Annotated in this window: 1 pseudogene; it reads left to right on the forward strand. The window is 69.6% G+C overall.

Going from position 1 to position 230, the window contains the following annotated elements:
• Positions 1 to 33: 33 nt before the first annotated feature.
• Positions 34 to 230 (forward strand): annotated as a pseudogene (locus AC0IX4_RS23450) (DUF1684 domain-containing protein); the annotation flags it as partial.

Raw genomic sequence — 230 nt, forward strand, 5'->3', positions numbered from 1 at the left:
CCGTTGGGATGGGTTGCGCGGACAGGCCTGTTCTTGCTCACTGATACCGACGCCGCCGTCGACGACCTGCCCGGCCTGTGGCGTGCCGACGACGCTGCGGTGTACGTCGGTGCCGATATCTCCGAGGGCCTGTCGGTCGACGGCGTCCCGGTCGACGGGACTACGGAGCTGCATCCCGTCGAGGGTTCACCGGGGCTCCTCGTCGCGGCCGGTGATCGCCGCATCGAGGT

The sequence above is a fragment of the Rhodococcus sp. AC861 genome (assembly GCF_979256035.1).